1 pseudogene is annotated in these 532 nt (G+C 69.9%); it reads right to left on the bottom strand.

Features of this window, described 5'->3' with window-relative positions:
- Positions 1 to 532, bottom strand: a pseudogene (locus JCM21793_RS29635) (hypothetical protein); the annotation flags it as partial.

Below are 532 nucleotides of genomic sequence, written 5' to 3' on the forward strand. Positions count from 1 at the left end.
GCATGACCCGCGCGCCACGCGCAAGCCCCACATCGATGCGCGCACCCTGCGGCGGGAACACGATTTCCGGCGCGGGCTCCACTGGCGCTCCGGCCCGGAACCCGCCACCATCAGCAGAAAACCGCCGCATCGGAAAGGGAAGATCGGACGCGGCAAGCCGGATCGCGCCTGCCGGCGCAGGCGGGAATGGAACGATGCCCACGCCCGAGCGTGAGAACGCCTCGAACAGAATAGGGGCGGCGGCCAGATAGCCGGTCAGCCCCGGCACCGAGCCGCCATCGGGTCGCCCGGCCCACACGCCCAGCACACGCCGCCCGTCATAGCCCACCGACCACGCATCGCGGTAGCCATAGGACGTGCCCGTCTTGTAGGCGATACCGAGACGCGGCGCGTCTTTGGGCGGCGCGACACCGGACAGGATGTCGGCGACCTGCCAGACGCCTGCGGCGTCAGAACGGTAGGAGGATGCGCGGCAATCTCTGCATTGTCCAGATAATGCAGCGGGCGCACCCGCCCCCGATTGGCGAGCCCG

It is taken from the genome of Nitratireductor aquibiodomus NL21 = JCM 21793, from assembly GCF_000615975.1.
Taxonomy (GTDB): Bacteria; Pseudomonadota; Alphaproteobacteria; order Rhizobiales; family Rhizobiaceae; genus Nitratireductor; species Nitratireductor aquibiodomus.